The organism is Streptomyces viridiviolaceus (genome assembly GCF_014650995.1).
Lineage (GTDB): Bacteria > Actinomycetota > Actinomycetes > Streptomycetales > Streptomycetaceae > Streptomyces > Streptomyces viridiviolaceus.
Window position 1 is genome coordinate 1 of the sequence record NZ_BMWA01000061.1, and the last position, 13,820, is coordinate 13,820.

The 13,820-nt window shown below is 71.1% G+C and carries 15 protein-coding genes and 1 pseudogene; 9 read left to right on the forward strand and 7 right to left on the reverse strand.

The window, feature by feature from the left end; translation table 11 throughout:
- Nucleotides 1–359: 359 nt before the first annotated feature.
- Nucleotides 360–1,574: an SMI1/KNR4 family protein gene (locus tag IE260_RS40430; RefSeq protein WP_229881837.1), complete on the forward strand. Its 1,215-nt coding sequence runs from the start codon at nt 360–362 to the stop codon at nt 1,572–1,574.
- Between the two features lie 40 nt (nt 1,575–1,614).
- On the opposite strand, the gene IE260_RS40435 is transcribed toward IE260_RS40430, so the two are convergent.
- The 3 genes from IE260_RS40435 to IE260_RS40445 form a co-directional block, all read right to left on the reverse strand.
- The gene (locus IE260_RS40435; protein WP_189880928.1) at nt 1,615–2,346 is read right to left on the reverse strand and encodes a transposase; all 732 of its coding nucleotides are present in this window, start codon (nt 2,344–2,346) and stop codon (nt 1,615–1,617) included.
- A gap of 158 nt (nt 2,347–2,504) precedes the next feature.
- Nucleotides 2,505–2,924, reverse strand: coding sequence for an arsenate reductase ArsC (locus IE260_RS40440; RefSeq protein WP_189880929.1), 420 nt, complete (start codon nt 2,922–2,924; stop codon nt 2,505–2,507).
- 43 nt (nt 2,925–2,967) lie between these two features.
- Nucleotides 2,968–3,627: an arsenate-mycothiol transferase ArsC gene (locus tag IE260_RS40445; RefSeq protein ID WP_373303472.1), complete on the reverse strand. Its 660-nt coding sequence runs from the start codon at nt 3,625–3,627 to the stop codon at nt 2,968–2,970.
- Between the two features lie 50 nt (nt 3,628–3,677).
- On the opposite strand from IE260_RS40445, the gene IE260_RS40450 reads away from it, so the two are divergent.
- From IE260_RS40450 to IE260_RS40460, 3 genes are read left to right on the forward strand one after another with little or no spacing between them, the layout of a single operon-like run.
- Complete coding sequence (locus IE260_RS40450) at nt 3,678–3,986, forward strand: ArsR/SmtB family transcription factor (RefSeq protein ID WP_189880930.1); 309 nt, start codon at nt 3,678–3,680, stop codon at nt 3,984–3,986.
- Nucleotides 3,983–5,074 carry an ACR3 family arsenite efflux transporter gene (gene arsB, locus IE260_RS40455; protein WP_189880931.1) on the forward strand — a complete coding sequence of 364 codons (1,092 nt, stop codon included), beginning with the start codon at nt 3,983–3,985 and terminating at the stop codon, nt 5,072–5,074. Before IE260_RS40450 ends, arsB begins: the two co-directional genes overlap by 4 nt.
- Nucleotides 5,071–6,135, forward strand: a complete 1,065-nt coding sequence (locus tag IE260_RS40460; RefSeq protein WP_189880932.1) for an ArsO family NAD(P)H-dependent flavin-containing monooxygenase — start codon at nt 5,071–5,073, stop codon at nt 6,133–6,135. Before arsB ends, IE260_RS40460 begins: the two co-directional genes overlap by 4 nt.
- A gap of 111 nt (nt 6,136–6,246) precedes the next feature.
- On the opposite strand, the gene IE260_RS40465 is transcribed toward IE260_RS40460, so the two are convergent.
- Both IE260_RS40465 and IE260_RS40470 read right to left on the reverse strand, forming a co-directional pair.
- On the reverse strand, nt 6,247–7,062 hold the full coding sequence (locus tag IE260_RS40465; RefSeq protein WP_189880933.1) for a sulfite exporter TauE/SafE family protein: 816 nt from the start codon (nt 7,060–7,062) through the stop codon (nt 6,247–6,249).
- Nucleotides 7,063–7,256: 194 nt separating this feature from the next.
- Nucleotides 7,257–8,303, reverse strand: a complete 1,047-nt coding sequence (locus IE260_RS40470; protein ID WP_189880934.1) for a flavin-containing monooxygenase — start codon at nt 8,301–8,303, stop codon at nt 7,257–7,259.
- A gap of 46 nt (nt 8,304–8,349) precedes the next feature.
- On the opposite strand from IE260_RS40470, the gene IE260_RS40475 reads away from it, so the two are divergent.
- Entirely contained in the window at nt 8,350–8,697 is a 348-nt protein-coding gene (locus tag IE260_RS40475) for an ArsR/SmtB family transcription factor (RefSeq protein ID WP_189880935.1), read from the forward strand.
- 24 nt (nt 8,698–8,721) lie between these two features.
- Here IE260_RS40475 and IE260_RS40480 read toward each other — a convergent pair whose 3' ends face one another.
- Nucleotides 8,722–9,087 carry an ArsR/SmtB family transcription factor gene (locus IE260_RS40480; RefSeq protein ID WP_189880936.1) on the reverse strand — a complete coding sequence of 122 codons (366 nt, stop codon included), beginning with the start codon at nt 9,085–9,087 and terminating at the stop codon, nt 8,722–8,724.
- 74 nt (nt 9,088–9,161) lie between these two features.
- Between IE260_RS40480 and IE260_RS40485 the strand changes: the two genes are divergently transcribed.
- The 4 genes from IE260_RS40485 to IE260_RS40500 are packed head-to-tail and all read left to right on the forward strand — an operon-like array spanning nt 9,162 to nt 12,510.
- A complete protein-coding gene (locus IE260_RS40485) occupies nt 9,162–9,332 on the forward strand; it encodes a hypothetical protein (protein WP_189880937.1) in 171 nt (56 codons plus the stop codon).
- Between the two features lie 29 nt (nt 9,333–9,361).
- Nucleotides 9,362–10,753 carry an NAD(P)-binding domain-containing protein gene (locus IE260_RS40490; protein WP_189880938.1) on the forward strand — a complete coding sequence of 464 codons (1,392 nt, stop codon included), beginning with the start codon at nt 9,362–9,364 and terminating at the stop codon, nt 10,751–10,753.
- Between the two features lie 35 nt (nt 10,754–10,788).
- The gene (locus IE260_RS40495; RefSeq protein ID WP_189880939.1) at nt 10,789–11,241 is read left to right on the forward strand and encodes an ArsI/CadI family heavy metal resistance metalloenzyme; all 453 of its coding nucleotides are present in this window, start codon (nt 10,789–10,791) and stop codon (nt 11,239–11,241) included.
- A 6-nt stretch (nt 11,242–11,247) separates the two neighbouring features.
- The gene (locus tag IE260_RS40500; protein ID WP_189880940.1) at nt 11,248–12,510 is read left to right on the forward strand and encodes an MFS transporter; all 1,263 of its coding nucleotides are present in this window, start codon (nt 11,248–11,250) and stop codon (nt 12,508–12,510) included.
- A gap of 216 nt (nt 12,511–12,726) precedes the next feature.
- Here IE260_RS40500 and IE260_RS40505 read toward each other — a convergent pair.
- Nucleotides 12,727–13,719, reverse strand: a pseudogene (locus tag IE260_RS40505) (replication-relaxation family protein).
- Nucleotides 13,720–13,820: the final 101 nt, after the last annotated feature.

Consider the following 13,820-nt stretch of genomic DNA (forward strand, 5'->3'; position numbering starts at 1 on the left):
CTGTCTCTTCCCCACGATCAGAGCAACGAGCGGACAAGCTGACAGTCACATGATCAATAGCTTTTGTTAGGGCCAGTTAAGCCCGCAATTTCTGGCGCACCACACTAGCAATGTCGGCGTCCGTGTCGGCGAAGTCCAGGTCAACACCGTTGCGTTAACGCTGTGACCTGCGGGGCAAGGGGGTTGGGCGAGGCAATGCGGTCATGGTAGCCCGGCCGGTCACGCGCGCTGTGGTACCGCCCGGGAGCCGAGCGATTCAACCCGAGGACAGCCGAAGCGTCAGTCAGTGGGCGGGTCAGACGCCCGAGCGGTGCCAGGTCCCAGTCTCAATGTCGGTGGGGGATGTCATCCTCGGCTCCATGGATCACTCTGCGCGGATCACCGCGTTCACAGGTCTCGTCGGACCGCCGCCCGGCCCGGCGCCCGCCGTCGACTGGGCGGCGGTCGAGGGCTGGCTCGGCACCCCGCTGCCCGGTGACTACAAGGCGCTCGTGTCGGCGTACGGTGCGGCCGAGATAGGCGGCCCGGGTGCGGCGATCCGGCTGCACCCCCCGTGCGTCAGCACCGACGGCCGCTTCGAGTACGCAGCATGGATCGTCGAGACGCACCGGCACTCGGCGATCCGGCCCGGCATGTTCACCGAGCGTCGGCGCCCCTTCCTGCCCGAGGAGGGCGGCCTGCTCGCCTTCGCCACGACGAGCAGCGGCGACCACCTCTTCTGGAACACGGGCGCGTCGGACGACCCCGACGAGTGGCCGGTCACGCTCATGACCACGAATGTGGCAGTCGGGGTGAGCGAGCCCTGGGTGGACTACGAAGTCCCGTTCCTGGAGCTGCTGTTCGCGCTGCTGCGCACCGGCGTGCCGCACCCGGGCGAGCCCGGCGGGCTGCTGGGCCCGCTGTCCTCACAGATACGGGTCTGGCCGCCGCTGGCCGGGGCCGCACCCTGGTCGCCACCGCCTGCGGGCACCGCCGTGGACGCGCGGCAGCACGCGGCGCTCACCGAGGGCTCGGGCCTCGACGCCGTCATGGCGCTGGTTCCACCGCCCCTGGAGCCGTACCTGGGCGAGGGCACATGGGAGCAGGTCTTCGAGCGGCTCGGCACCCGGCTGCCGCCGGACTTCGTGGCGCTCGCGGAGCGGTACGGGGCGGGCAACTGGAGCTGGTGGCTGGACATGAGCGCCCCACTGTCCCTGGACCGGCCACGGGAGCAGGGGCTCGCGGCCACCGTCGAGGGCATGCTTGACGGATATCGCCAACTGCGCGCCGCCCATCCCCAGTACTACCCGATGCCCGCGTGGCCCGAGCCCGGCGGCTTCCTGCCGTTCGCGTCGACGATCGACGGGGACCAGATCGGCTGGTGCGCGGACGGCCCGCCCGAGACATGGCGCGTAGCCGTCAACCCACGCCACTGCGACCAAGGACCGCCCCTGCCAGGCGACTTCACGGCAACCCTGCTCACGTGGTTGCGCGGCGGCCCCGCCGAATCCGGCTTCCCCGGTCTGACCGGCCGGGACCTGCATCCGCTGGACGTCATGTTCTTCGAACCGTTCGGGCCGGGCGCGCCGTGGTGAAGGCCCCAAGACGACGGGCTGGGGCCTCAGCACCGTTGCGTTAGGGCCATGAGCGGCTGTTGAGGCCGTGGGCGAAGAACACGACGGTGGTGCGGACGGTGTAGTTCTGGGCCTTGTGGAGGTGTTGTCCCGCGTTCGGGCCGTACTTGCTGGTGGGGTTCTTTCGGGTGCGGGCCTTCACCCGTTGCCGTCGGTGGGCGGGCAGGAGGTCGCCCAGGGCCGCGCGGCCGATCGTGCCGACCAGGTCGACGAGGGTGCTGGGGAAGACTCCATGGCTCGCGGTGACGGTGTCGGTTACGGCGGCCAGCAGGACGGTGAAGCTGATCCGTTCCATGGGTATGTCCGGCCGTCCGGTCAGGGCGTCGTCGCCGGCGCGGATCAGGGCCTGGTAGGCGGTGAGCAGGGCGTAGACCTCCTGGTCAAGGCCGTCGATGCTGCGGGAGCGCAGGACACGGCCGTCGAGCATCGTGGCCTTGATCGAAAAATATGCAGTTTCTGCCTGCCACCTGCGGTGATAGAGATCAACGAGCTCGGTGGCCGGATACTTGACGGGGTCCAGCAGATTGGTGATCAGCCGCCACTGCTCGGTGCGGACGGTGTTGTCGGCCAGGGTGACGGTGAGGGTCGCCTCGATCGCGCGGACCGGCAGCAGTACCCGGAGGACGCCGTAACCGACGCGGGCGATGTAGGAACCGTCGCCCAGGTGCTCGGCGGAGGTGGGGATCGGCCCCGGAACGCACGAGGAACCTCGCCCCGCTTTGATGGACGGCATGAAGGAACTCGTTGCCGTCGAAGGCCGCGTCGGCCAGCAGGAGCATCGTCTTACGACACCGTGCAGGAGCGACCTTGAGTGCCCGGGCAGCCGCGCTGAGCGACTTGTTTGAGCCGATGATGATGACCTTGCGCACCGCGCCGGGTTGCGTCACGGGGTCACGCGTCCTGCTTGGCGTCGATCTCGGCGATGAGGGCCTCGATGCGCGTCTTGATCTCGTCGCGGATTGGGCGGACGGCGTCGACGCCCTTGTCGGCCGGGTCTTCCAGGGCCCAGTCGAGGTAGGTCTTGCCGGGGAAGATCGGGCAGGCGTCGCCGCAGCCCATGGTGATGACGTAGTCGGACGCCTGGACGGCCTCGGTGGTGAGGATCTTCGGCTTGGCGGCGGAGATGTCGACGCCGGCTTCCTTCATTGCCTCGACGGCGGCGGGGTTGACCTGGTCGCCGGGGATGGAGCCGGCGGAGCGGACCTCGATGCGGTCGCCCGCGAGGTGGGTGAGGAATCCGGCGGCCATCTGGGAGCGGCCGGCGTTGTGGACGCAGACGAACAGCACGGAGGCGAGCGGAGCGGAGGACATGGGTTCTTCCTTCACAAGGTGAGTGGCAGGCGGTGCAGGGGTTTCAGGTGTTCGGCAGGCTGGCGAGCAGGCCGGTGATGCGGGTGTCGATGTCGTCGCGGATCTGGCGGACGACGGCGATCGGGGCGCCGTCGGGATCCGGCACGGGCCAGTCCAGGTAGCGGCGGCCGGGCACGATGGGGCAGGCGTCGCCGCAGCCCATGGTGATGACGATGTCGGCGGCTCTGACGATCTCGTCGGTCAGCGGCTTGGGGAACGCCCCGGTCGGGTCGGCGCCGGCTTCGGTGAGGACCTGCGCGATGTACGGCTGGATCCCGGGCCCGGGATGGGTGCCCGCGGAGGAGACGGTGACCCGGCCCGCTGCCCGGTGCTGAAGGAGCGCGGCTGCGAGCTGGGAGTGGCCGGCGTTGTGGTTGCACACGAACAGCCCCCGCGGCAGGCCCACGCCCAGCGCGCCCTGGACGTGGGCGAGGGCGTCGAGGCGCTCGGCCGTGAAACGCTCGGCCAGCACCACCAGGTGCGTGGTGACGTGCGCGGTGGCGGCCAGACGCAGGTAGGAGTCGGCGAGCAGGCGCTGCACGGTCTCGACCGAGAACCGGCCGGCGTGCCGGGTGGCGAGGCGGGCGGCGCCGGGGGCCAGGCGTTCATCGGGCAGGGCGGAGTGGGAACGGCGGGCATGGGGAGACCCTTTCGACGGGCCTATGGGTCAGCCCTGGCTGGTATCAGCACCGGGTGATGTGACAGTATCAGCCCATGATGACGTCAGTCGACACTGACCTGATTCGGGTGCTGGCCGACCCGCTCAGGCTCCGGATCGTGACCCTGCTCGCCCGCGAGACGCTGTGCACCACCCACCTGGTGGAGGAGACCGGCGCACGGCAGACCAACCTCTCCAACCATCTCCGGGTGCTGCGCGAGGCCGGGGTCGTCGAGACCGAGCCGTGTGGCCGCTACACGTACTACAAGCTGCGCCCCGACGTCATCGCCCAGCTCGCCGGGCAGTTCGCCGACCTGGCCGAACAGGCCCGTACCGCCGCCGACAACAAGAGGGCCTGCCCGTGACCCGCACCGAAGCGCCCGCGACGAGTCAGGAAGCGTCCGTCGTCGCCAAGCTCTCCACCCTGGACCGCTACCTCGCCGTGTGGATCCTGATCGCCATGGCCGTCGGCCTGGGGCTCGGGCGTGCGATCCCTGGTCTGAACGACGCGCTGGCGAAGGTGGAGATCGGCGGTATCTCCCTGCCGATCGCGCTGGGCCTGCTGATCATGATGTATCCGGTTCTGGCGAAGGTCCGCTACGACAAGCTGGACGCGGTCACCGGCGACCGCAAACTGATGATCTCCTCCCTGGTCATCAACTGGGTCCTGGGACCTGCGGTGATGTTCGCGCTGGCGTGGATCTTCCTGCCGGACCTGCCGGAGTACCGCACCGGCCTGATCATCGTCGGCCTGGCCCGCTGCATCGCCATGGTCATCATCTGGAACGACCTCGCCTGCGGCGACCGGGAGGCCGCCGCCGTCCTCGTCGCGTTGAACTCGGTCTTCCAGGTTCTGGCGTTCGGCCTGCTGGGCTGGTTCTACCTCGACCTGCTGCCGGGCTGGCTGGGCCTCGGCGACGGCGAGCACCTGGACATCTCCATGTGGAAGATCGCGGCGAACGTGGTCATCTTCCTCGGCGTCCCGCTGCTGGCCGGCTTCCTCACCCGCCGCATCGGCGAGCAGAAGATGGGCCGCGAGGGCTACGAGCAGAAGTTCCTCCCGAAGATCGGACCGTGGGCGCTGTACGGGCTGCTCTTCACGATCGTCATCCTGTTCGCCCTGCAGGGGAAGACGATCACCTCGCAGCCGCTGGACGTGGCCCGGATCGCGCTGCCGCTGCTGGTGTACTTCGCAGTGATGTGGTTCGGCACCTTCGCGCTCGGCAAGGCCATCGGCCTGGCCTACGACCGCACCGCCACCCTTGCCTTCACCGCGGCCGGCAACAACTTCGAGCTGGCGATCGCAGTCGCCATCGCCACCTTCGGCGTCACCTCGGGCCAGGCCCTGTCCGGCGTCGTCGGCCCGCTCATCGAGGTCCCGGTCCTCGTGGCGCTGGTCTACGTCTCGTTGGCCTGGCGGCGGAAGTTCACCACGGCGCAGCTGGGTTCATGACCCAGCACACGGATGTGGTGGTGGTCGGCGGCGGCCAGGCAGGGCTCGCCGCCGGCTACTACCTGCGCCGCCAGGGCCTGGACTTCACGATCCTGGACGCCGAGGCGGCGCCGGGCGGGTCCTGGCAGCACATGTGGGACTCGCTGCACCTGTTCTCCCCGGCCGACCACTCCTCCCTGCCCGGCCGGCTCATGCCCACCCAGCCCGGCAAGACCTACCCGGACGCCGGGCACGTGGTGGACTACCTCATCGACTACGAGAAGCGCTACGACCTGCCCGTCCAGCACGGCACCCGCGTAGACGCCGTACGCCGCGACGGCGGCCGGCTCCTGGTCGAGGCCGACTCCGGCACCTGGCGGGCCCAGGCCGTGGTCAGCGCGACCGGCACCTGGTCGCGGCCCTTCCTCCCCGCCGTCCCCGGCCGTGACGACTTCACTGGCCGGCAGCTGCACACCGTGAACTACCGACGCCCTCCCGATTTCGCCGGTCAGCACGTCGTCGTGGTCGGCGGAGGGAACTCCGGCGCCCAGATCGCCGCCGACCTCGCCCTGCATGGCGACGTGACGGTGACGTGGGTGACCCAGCGCCCGCCCCGCTTCCTCCCTGACGACGTCGACGGCCGCGTCCTGTTCGACGTCGCCACCGCCCGCCGCCGCGCCCTCGACGAAGGCCGCAGCGACACCGGCGGGGTCGCCTCACTCGGCGACATCGTCGCCGTCCCGCCCGTCCGCGCTGCTCGCGACGCCGGACTCCTGTCCGTGAAGCCGATGTTCACCCGGCTCACCACCACCGGCATCCAATGGCCCGACGGCAGCCGGGCGGAGGCGGACGCCGTCATCTGGTGCACCGGTTTCCGGCCCGCCCTTGCCCACCTTGCCCCGCTCGGGCTGCGCGGGCCGCGGGGCCAGTTCCCCACCGATGGCACGCACGCCCTCGGCCAGCCGCGGCTGCACCTGCTCGGCTACGGCGACTGGACCGGCCCCGCCTCCGCCACCCTCATCGGCGTGGGCCGCACCGCCCGCGAGGCCGCCCACCAGATCGCGTGCCAGCTGGGCACCTGACCCCGCGACCGAGCCAGTAGCGCACGCCAGAAGCTGGCTGCTGCGCTGCGATCTGCCACGGCGGCCGGCCGAGGAGGACGGCGAGAAGGAGTAGGCAGCTCACGGCGCCGTTCAGTCGTGGCGGGCGAGCTTGACCGCGGAGACGAGCAGGATCACGGCGAGGAGCGGGATGAGGACCGCATCGGGGAACACCCCAAGCAACAGCCCGCCCAGGACCGCACCGGCGACGGAGCCCGCGGCCAGGACCACGGCGAAGCGGCGGCTGGCGCCGAGGACGGCGAAGCTGCCGTCGCGGCTGTAGCGGGCAACCGCCACGAGCATGGTCGGCAGGGACACCAGCAGGGACAGGCTCCCGGCCGTTTTGATGTTCTCTCCGAAGAGCAGCACGATCGTGGGGATCAGCAGCTCGCCTCCGGCCACGCCCATGATGGCCGCGACCACGCCGATGCCGAACCCGGCCGCGACCCCGGCGGGCACCTGGGCCCACAGCGGCAGGTCGAGGGTGCCCAGGGTGGTGGTGTGGGTGAGGACCAGGGCAGCGGCCATGAACACCATCAGGGCGGCGAGGACCTTGTAGAGGGTGGCGGAGCGCATGCGCACCGTCCAGGAGGCGCCGGCCCAGGCGCCCAGGAGGCTTCCGGCCAGCAGGTTGACGGCGACCGGCCAGCGGGCGGCGATGTCGGCGGCCGGGATCGCCGCCAGGCGGGCGGGCAGCGCGGTCAGGACCACGACCAGGCTCATTGCCTTGTTCAGGATGACCGCCGAGAGCGCGGCGAACCCGAACAGACTGATCAGCAGCGGCAGACGGAACTCCGCGCCGCCCAGCCCGATCATCCCGCCCAGCACACCGATGGCCGCCCCCGCACCGAACACCACGGGTGCCGAGTGCGTCGCACGCAGCGGAACGAGATTCTGCTCAGCGGTCATGACAGGCATCCTCGCTGGGGGCGGTCCCCGGCCGCCACGAGATGCCCGCACCTTCGGGGAAAGGCACCGGGCCCCTGCTCACGATTCGTCCGGACCTCCGAGCCAGGTCAGTGCCCGCGTGGGGCGTACATGATGAACTGCCATGCCCGCCCAGGCACACAACGGCGCCGATCAGGTCGCTCGAAACGCCGTCGTCAGCGTGAGCGGCAGAGCCGGGACAGGACGTGCGCGGCGTCGCGGCCCACGCCGCGCAGGGTGTTGGAGGAGAAGCTGCGCTGGAACTCGATGCCGACGAATCCGAGCCCGGGCATGGTGGCGATGCCTCCGTGGTGGCGGGGCCGGCCGTCGGTGTCCAGGGCGCCGCTGCCGTCGAGGTAGGGGTAGGTGAGGCGGTATCCGGTGGCCCAGACGATCACGTCAGCGGGTTCCTTGGTGCCGTTGGCCCACATGACACCGTCTGGGGTGAGGCGGGTGAACATCTCGCGTCGTTCGACTCCGTGGGCGGTGAGGGCGGCGCGGTAGTGCCCGTCGTCGAGGACGGACACCGGTACCTTCTCCAGCATTCGGCTCAGCGGAGCGATGTCGAACCCGGTGTGCTTGAACCACCAGTGGACGTCCCTGCCCAACGGGCGCTGCTTCACCCAGCCGATCGGCCGGCGGCTGGCCAGGGTGGTCTCGGCGACCGTGCCGAGTTCGGCGGCGATCTGGATGGCCGAGTTGCCGCCGCCTACGACCACGACCCGCTGGCCGGTGAACGGTTCGGGGCTGCGGTAGTCGGCGGCGTGCAGCGACCGCCCGTCGAACTGCTCACGCCCGGGTACGTCGGGTGTGTACAGGCTGTGGAAGGCGCCGGTCGCGGCTACCACCGTGGGTGCCGTGAGCTCGGCTCCGTCGTCCGTCCGCACCACCCAGGCGCCGTCACGGGGCAGCACCGAGGTGACGGTGGTGGAGGTGCGGATGTCGGCGTCGAGGTGGCGGGCGTAGGCGCGCAGGTAGTCGACCACCTCGTCCCTGGTCGGGTAGCGGTCGCCGTCGCCGGGAAAGCGCATGCCGGGCAGCGAGGAGTACCGGGCGGGGGAGAACAGGGTGAGGCTGTCGTAGTAGCGCGGCCAGGACCCGCCCACCTGGTCGGCGGCCTCCAGGACGAGGGTGCGGGCGAAGCCGTGGCGGGGGGCGAGAGCGGCGGTGGCCAGGCCGGACTGGCCGGCGCCGATGACGATGAGGTCGGCGTGGTGCTCCATGAGACCCTTCTCCTTCAAGCGTCGTTGTTTCGGGAAGTGACGAAGTATGAGCCGTGCAGCAGCAGTCGGGGCGGCGAGCGGTGGTGCGGGTGAGGGGGTCGACCCGGCGACGGCCGACTTCCTCAAGGCCCTGGCGAGTGAGACCCGCCAGCTGGTCATGCAGCAGTTCGCGGGCGGTCGTGAGCTGACCGTCGGAGAGATCGCCGAACGGTGCGGGCTGAAGCCGTCGACCGCGTCCGAGCATCTGAGCCTGCTGCGCCGCGGCGGCCTGGTCCTGTCCCGCAAGGAGGGCAAGCAGGTCTTCTACCGCGCCGACGGCGCCACCATGGCGGGCCGGCTGGACGCGCTCAAGGAATACCTGCTGCGCTGCTGCCCGCCCGGCTGCGGCGACTGACCGCGACGCCGGCCCGGGCGGCGGTCAGCTGCGCAGGTCGAGCATGGCGGCCATGGCCGCCACCACGGACGGGGCGACCTGGTAGTAGACCCAGGTCCCGCGCCGCTCCGAGGTCAGCAGGCCGGCCTCGCGCAGCTTCTTCAGGTGATGGGAGACGGTCGGCTGGGAGACGCCGACGTCGGCGATGTCGCACACGCACGCCTCCCCGCCCGGGTGGGAGGCGATCTTGGAGAACAGCCGCAGCCGCACCGGGTCCGACAGCGCCTTGAACATGGCGGCCATCTTCTCCGCATCCGCCTGGGACAGCTCTCCGGCGGTTATCGGCGGGCAGCACGGCACCACGCCGCCGTCCTGAAGGACGGGCAGCTCCACAACCTCTGACTTCGACATATGTCTATGTTGACACTCGTCGATGCGAGTGGCAAGCTCCAGCGTATCGACAGGCATCGAAGCAAGGAGTCGTTGTGACGACCAACCTCCGTACCGTGCTCACCGCGGCGCGGGCCCGCCGCACCGCCCGCCACCTGGCCGGCATCAGCTTCTGCGACAGCTGCGCCCAAGTCAGCGACAGCGCCACCCGAGCGGCCGCACGCCGCCAGCAAACCCAGCTGACCGCCTTCACCCACGCGCGCTGACCCTTCGCCCCTCAAGGAGACCGAGCAACATGAGCACCCAGCAGCTCCCCGTCGTCGTCATCGGAGCCGGCCCCGCCGGGCTCGCCGCCGCCGCCCACCTGACTGAACGCGGTATCGAGCCCCTCGTACTGGAAGCAGGCGACGGTGCTGGTGCGGCCGTCCGCGAGTGGAGCCATGTGCGGCTGTTCTCCACCTGGGGCGAGGTCGTCGACCCGGCCGCCGAGAAGCTGCTGGCCCCCACCGGCTGGACCAGGCCGGACCCGGCCACCTACCCCTCCGGCGGCGACTGGGCCGACCTCTACCTGCAGCCGCTCGCCGATGTCCTCGGTGACCGCGTCCGCCTCGGTGCGACGGTCACCGGTGTCTCCCGGGCCGGCCGCGACCGCATCGTCGACGCCGACCGCGAGACCCAGCCGTTCGTCGTGCACGTCGAGTACGCCGACGGCCGTGAGGAGCGCGTCTTCGCCCGTGCCGTGATCGATGCTTCCGGCACCTGGGCCACGCCCAGCCCGGCCGGCGGAAGCGGCCTGCCCGCCCTCGGCGAGAAGGCCGCCGCGGACCGGATCACCTACCGCGTACCCGACCTCAAGGACCCGGCCGTGCGCGTCCGGTACGCGGGCAAGCGCACCGCGGTGATCGGCTCCGGCGCCTCCGCGTTCACCGCCCTCGCCTATCTCGCCGACCTCGCCAAGTCCGACGACGGCGCAGGAACGAAGGGCGTGTGGATCCTGCGGCGGGGCATCTCCGGCTCCACCTTCGGCGGCGGCGAAGCCGACCAGCTCCCGGCGCGCGGCGCCCTGGGCCTGGCAGCCAAGGCCGCCGTCGACGACGGCCACGCGGACGCGGTCACCGGCTTCCGCACCGAGGCGATCGAGCGCGATGCTGACGGCCGCCTGGTCCTGGTTGGCGAGGACGGGCGCCGTCTGGACGCGGTTGACGAGGTGATCGTCCTGACCGGGTTCCGCCCCGACCTGACCTTCCTCGACGAGCTGCGCCTGGGACTCGACGAGCGCCTGCAGGCCCCGGTGGACCTGGCTCCGCTGATCGACCCCAACCAGCACTCCTGCGGCACCGTCTACCCGCACGGCCACCGCGAGCTCTCCCACCCCGAACAGGGCATCTACCTGGTCGGCATGAAGTCCTACGGCCGTGCCCCGACGTTCCTGGCGATGACCGGCTACGAGCAGGTCCGCTCCGTCGCCGCCGCCATCGCCGGCGACCTCGACTCCGCCGACCGCGTCGAACTCACCCTCCCCGAAACCGGAGTCTGCGGAGGCGCCGGCCTGTTCGACGCCCCCGACACCCAGCAGACGAACGGCGGCGGCTGCTGCGCCCCGGCCCCCCAGCTCATCCAGCTCGGCGCCCCCGCCACAGTCGCCGCGGCTGCCGAGAAGGCCCCGGCGGGCGGCTGCTGCGGCTGACCCGAACCCCTTCTCCACTCAGCAGGAGGTACGTCATGTCCCGCGTGCAACTCGCCCTCCGCGTCCCCGACCTCCAGGCAGCGATCACCTTCTACAGCAAGCTGTTCGACGCCGAGCCCGCGAAACTCCGCGACGGCTACGCCAACTTCGCCATCGCCGAGCCCCCGCTCAAGCTCGTCCTCTTCCAGGGCGAACAGGGCGAGGACACCCGCATGGACCACCTCGGCGTCGAGGTCGCCACCACCGACGAGGTCCACGCCGCCACCGGCCGCCTCGCCGATGCCGGCCTCACCACCCGGGAGGAGAACGACACCACCTGCTGCCACGCCCTCCAGGACAAGGTCTGGGTCCAGGGCCCAGGCAGCGAGCGCTGGGAGGTGTACGTCGTGAAGGCCGACGCCCCAACACCGGCATCACCACCACAGAGCGCCTGCTGCGCCAGTTCCACGCCGGTGAAGGAGGCCGCCGCAGCCGGTGGCTGCTGCTGACCCCACATGACCAACACGCTCAACAGCGAGGCCGCGACCGGAACGGGGGACCGGTCGCGGCCCCGCGCCGCCCTACCCGCCCTCTGCGCCACGCAGATCGTGAGCTGGGGCATCATCTACTACGCCTTCCCCGTCCTCAACCCACAGATCACCGAAGCGACCGGCTGGCCGGCCGGGGCGACCACCGCGGCGTTCTCGCTCGGTCTCGTCGTCTCCGCGCTCGCCGGGATCCGCGTCGGGCGCATCCTCGACCGTCGCGGCCCCCGCACCGTCATGACCGCCGGCTCCGTAATCGGCACCGTCAGCCTGCTGCTCGTCGCTGCGGCCCCGAACATCCCGGTCTTCATCGCCGGTTGGGCGCTGGCCGGACTCGCGATGGCGTCCACCTTCTACCAGCCCGCGTTCGCCGCCCTCACCCGCTGGTGGGCCCCCGACCACGTCCGGGCCCTGACCGTCGTCACCCTCGCCGGCGGCCTCGCCTCCACCGTCTTCGCCCCCCTGACCGCAGCCCTCGCCGACCACCTGTCCTGGCGCCACACCTACCTCGTACTCGCCGGTATCCTCGCCGTCGTCACCATCCCCGCCCACGCCCTGGCTCTGCGCGCACCCTGGCCCGACGCCCCAACGAGTCCTGCACACGCGACCGAAGACGCGACCAAGGTCGGGCGCAGCCGGCCCTTCCTCCTGCTCGCCGCCGCCTTCACCCTGTCGGGCTTCGCGATGTACGCCGTTGTCGTCGCTCTCGTCCCGCTTCTCCTGGAACGCGGCTACTCCACCAGCCAGGCCGCCTGGGCCCTCGGTATCGGCGGCGCCGGACAAACCCTCGGCCGCACCCTGTACGCCTCGCTCGCTCGCCGCACCACCGCCACGGCCCGCACAACGATCCTGATCGGGCTCGGCGGACTGACCACCGCCGCGTTCGCCGCCATCCCCGGCCCGTACGCCCTGCTCATCGCCATGTCGGTCGTGGCCGGCATGGTCCGCGGCAACCTCACCCTGCTCCAGGCCACCGCCATCACCGACCGCTGGGGCGCCACCCACTACGGCCACCTCTCCGGACTACTCGCCGCGCCAGCAACCAGCGCAGCCGCCCTCGCGCCCTTCGCCGGGGCTGCACTTGCCGCACCACTCGGCGGATACAGCCATCTCTTCATACTCCTGGCCGTCATCTCCATGACGGCCGCGCTCACCGCGCCCTGGACGGCAACCGGCGGCAACCACCAGTCCTCTTCACACCTCGCCCCATCCACCGGGAAGCGCTGCAAATAGCGCAAGCCCCCACTGACCAGATGGAGCGAGGAGGCGGCCAGGGGCTAACCAGCTCCCCACCCCAGCGCCCGGTTGATGGCGGCGTGCAAAACGTGACTGACTCTGCGCAGTTCCGACCAGGCGGGCTTCGCAACCTGTGGCCTGCCGTGGTCGGGCCCGTTATCCGAGGACCCGGCAGCCATGGTCGGCGGTGCTTGCAGGCATGGAGGCGGTTGGTTACGGCCGTCGGGAGTGCATCCAGCCGACCTTGTGGTCGGGGTTGTGGACGGGGCGCCAGACGGGTGCGGCGGGTCCGTGTTGGAGCAGGTCGGTCATGGGTGCCGCGAGGACGGGGACCTCGCGCAGGTAGCCGGCCAGTGCCACGTCGCGGGCGGCCGCGCCCAGGGCGCTGATGCGGGTCTCGGCGCCGGCCGGGCCGGTGGCGTCAAGGACGAACAGCAGCCGCGGGAACAGCGGGTAGCGCCGCCGCCAGTCCTCCCTAGCTGGTTCCTGCCCGGCCGGGCGGTGCCGCGCGCCGGGTGCGGGCATGTACTGGTGGAGGCGGGCGTAGGCGTGAATCTTGGCGGCGAGGCGTTCGGGGCCCATGGTGGCCCGGTCGACTTCGACGAAGGCCCGCAGCATCACGCCCTCGTCGGCGCACCGGTAATACAGCAGGGCGTCGGGGATGACGGCCTCGCCGCTGCCGAGTGGGTGGTGGACCTCGGGGATCCAGTCCAGTGGCTGGCAGAGGTCTCCGCGGCGCCGGGCGTCCTGCACGAAGGCCAGCCCGGTCTCCGTCACGGTCAGGGCGTGTCCGACCCGCAGCCGTGCGGCCGTCCGGTCCGCCACCGTCCTCAAGGGCTGTCAGTGACGCAGCCCCGGCCACTCGGAGGCGACCTGGGCTCCGTACTTGGTGACGAACCAGACCCGCGTGCGGCCGGCCTGCAGCAGCGTGACACGGTCGATCAGCCCCTCGCCGCGCAGCTTGACCAGCCGCCGCCGCGTCTGCTCGATCCGCACCCTGGGCGTGAGCAGCAGGTGCAGTTGCTCGGTCGTGGCCATCCGGTACTGCGCCAGCACCGCCACCGCCAACCGGTCCTCGCCACACGCATCCACCTTCAGCATCGCCGCTGCCTCGGTCCTGCAGCGCCCGAACCCCTTGTGGCACCGCCTGTCCCGCCCACAGCAGCAGTCGGCCCCGAAACTCCTATGGCCGTTCGAGCTCGACATGTCCTCACCGTCGCCGGGGCGGCCCCGGTGCCCGGCCCTTGAACCGCGCCCGGGGCGAGAACCGCCCGATCGGCGGTGGACGGCGCGGCCGGATCGGCATT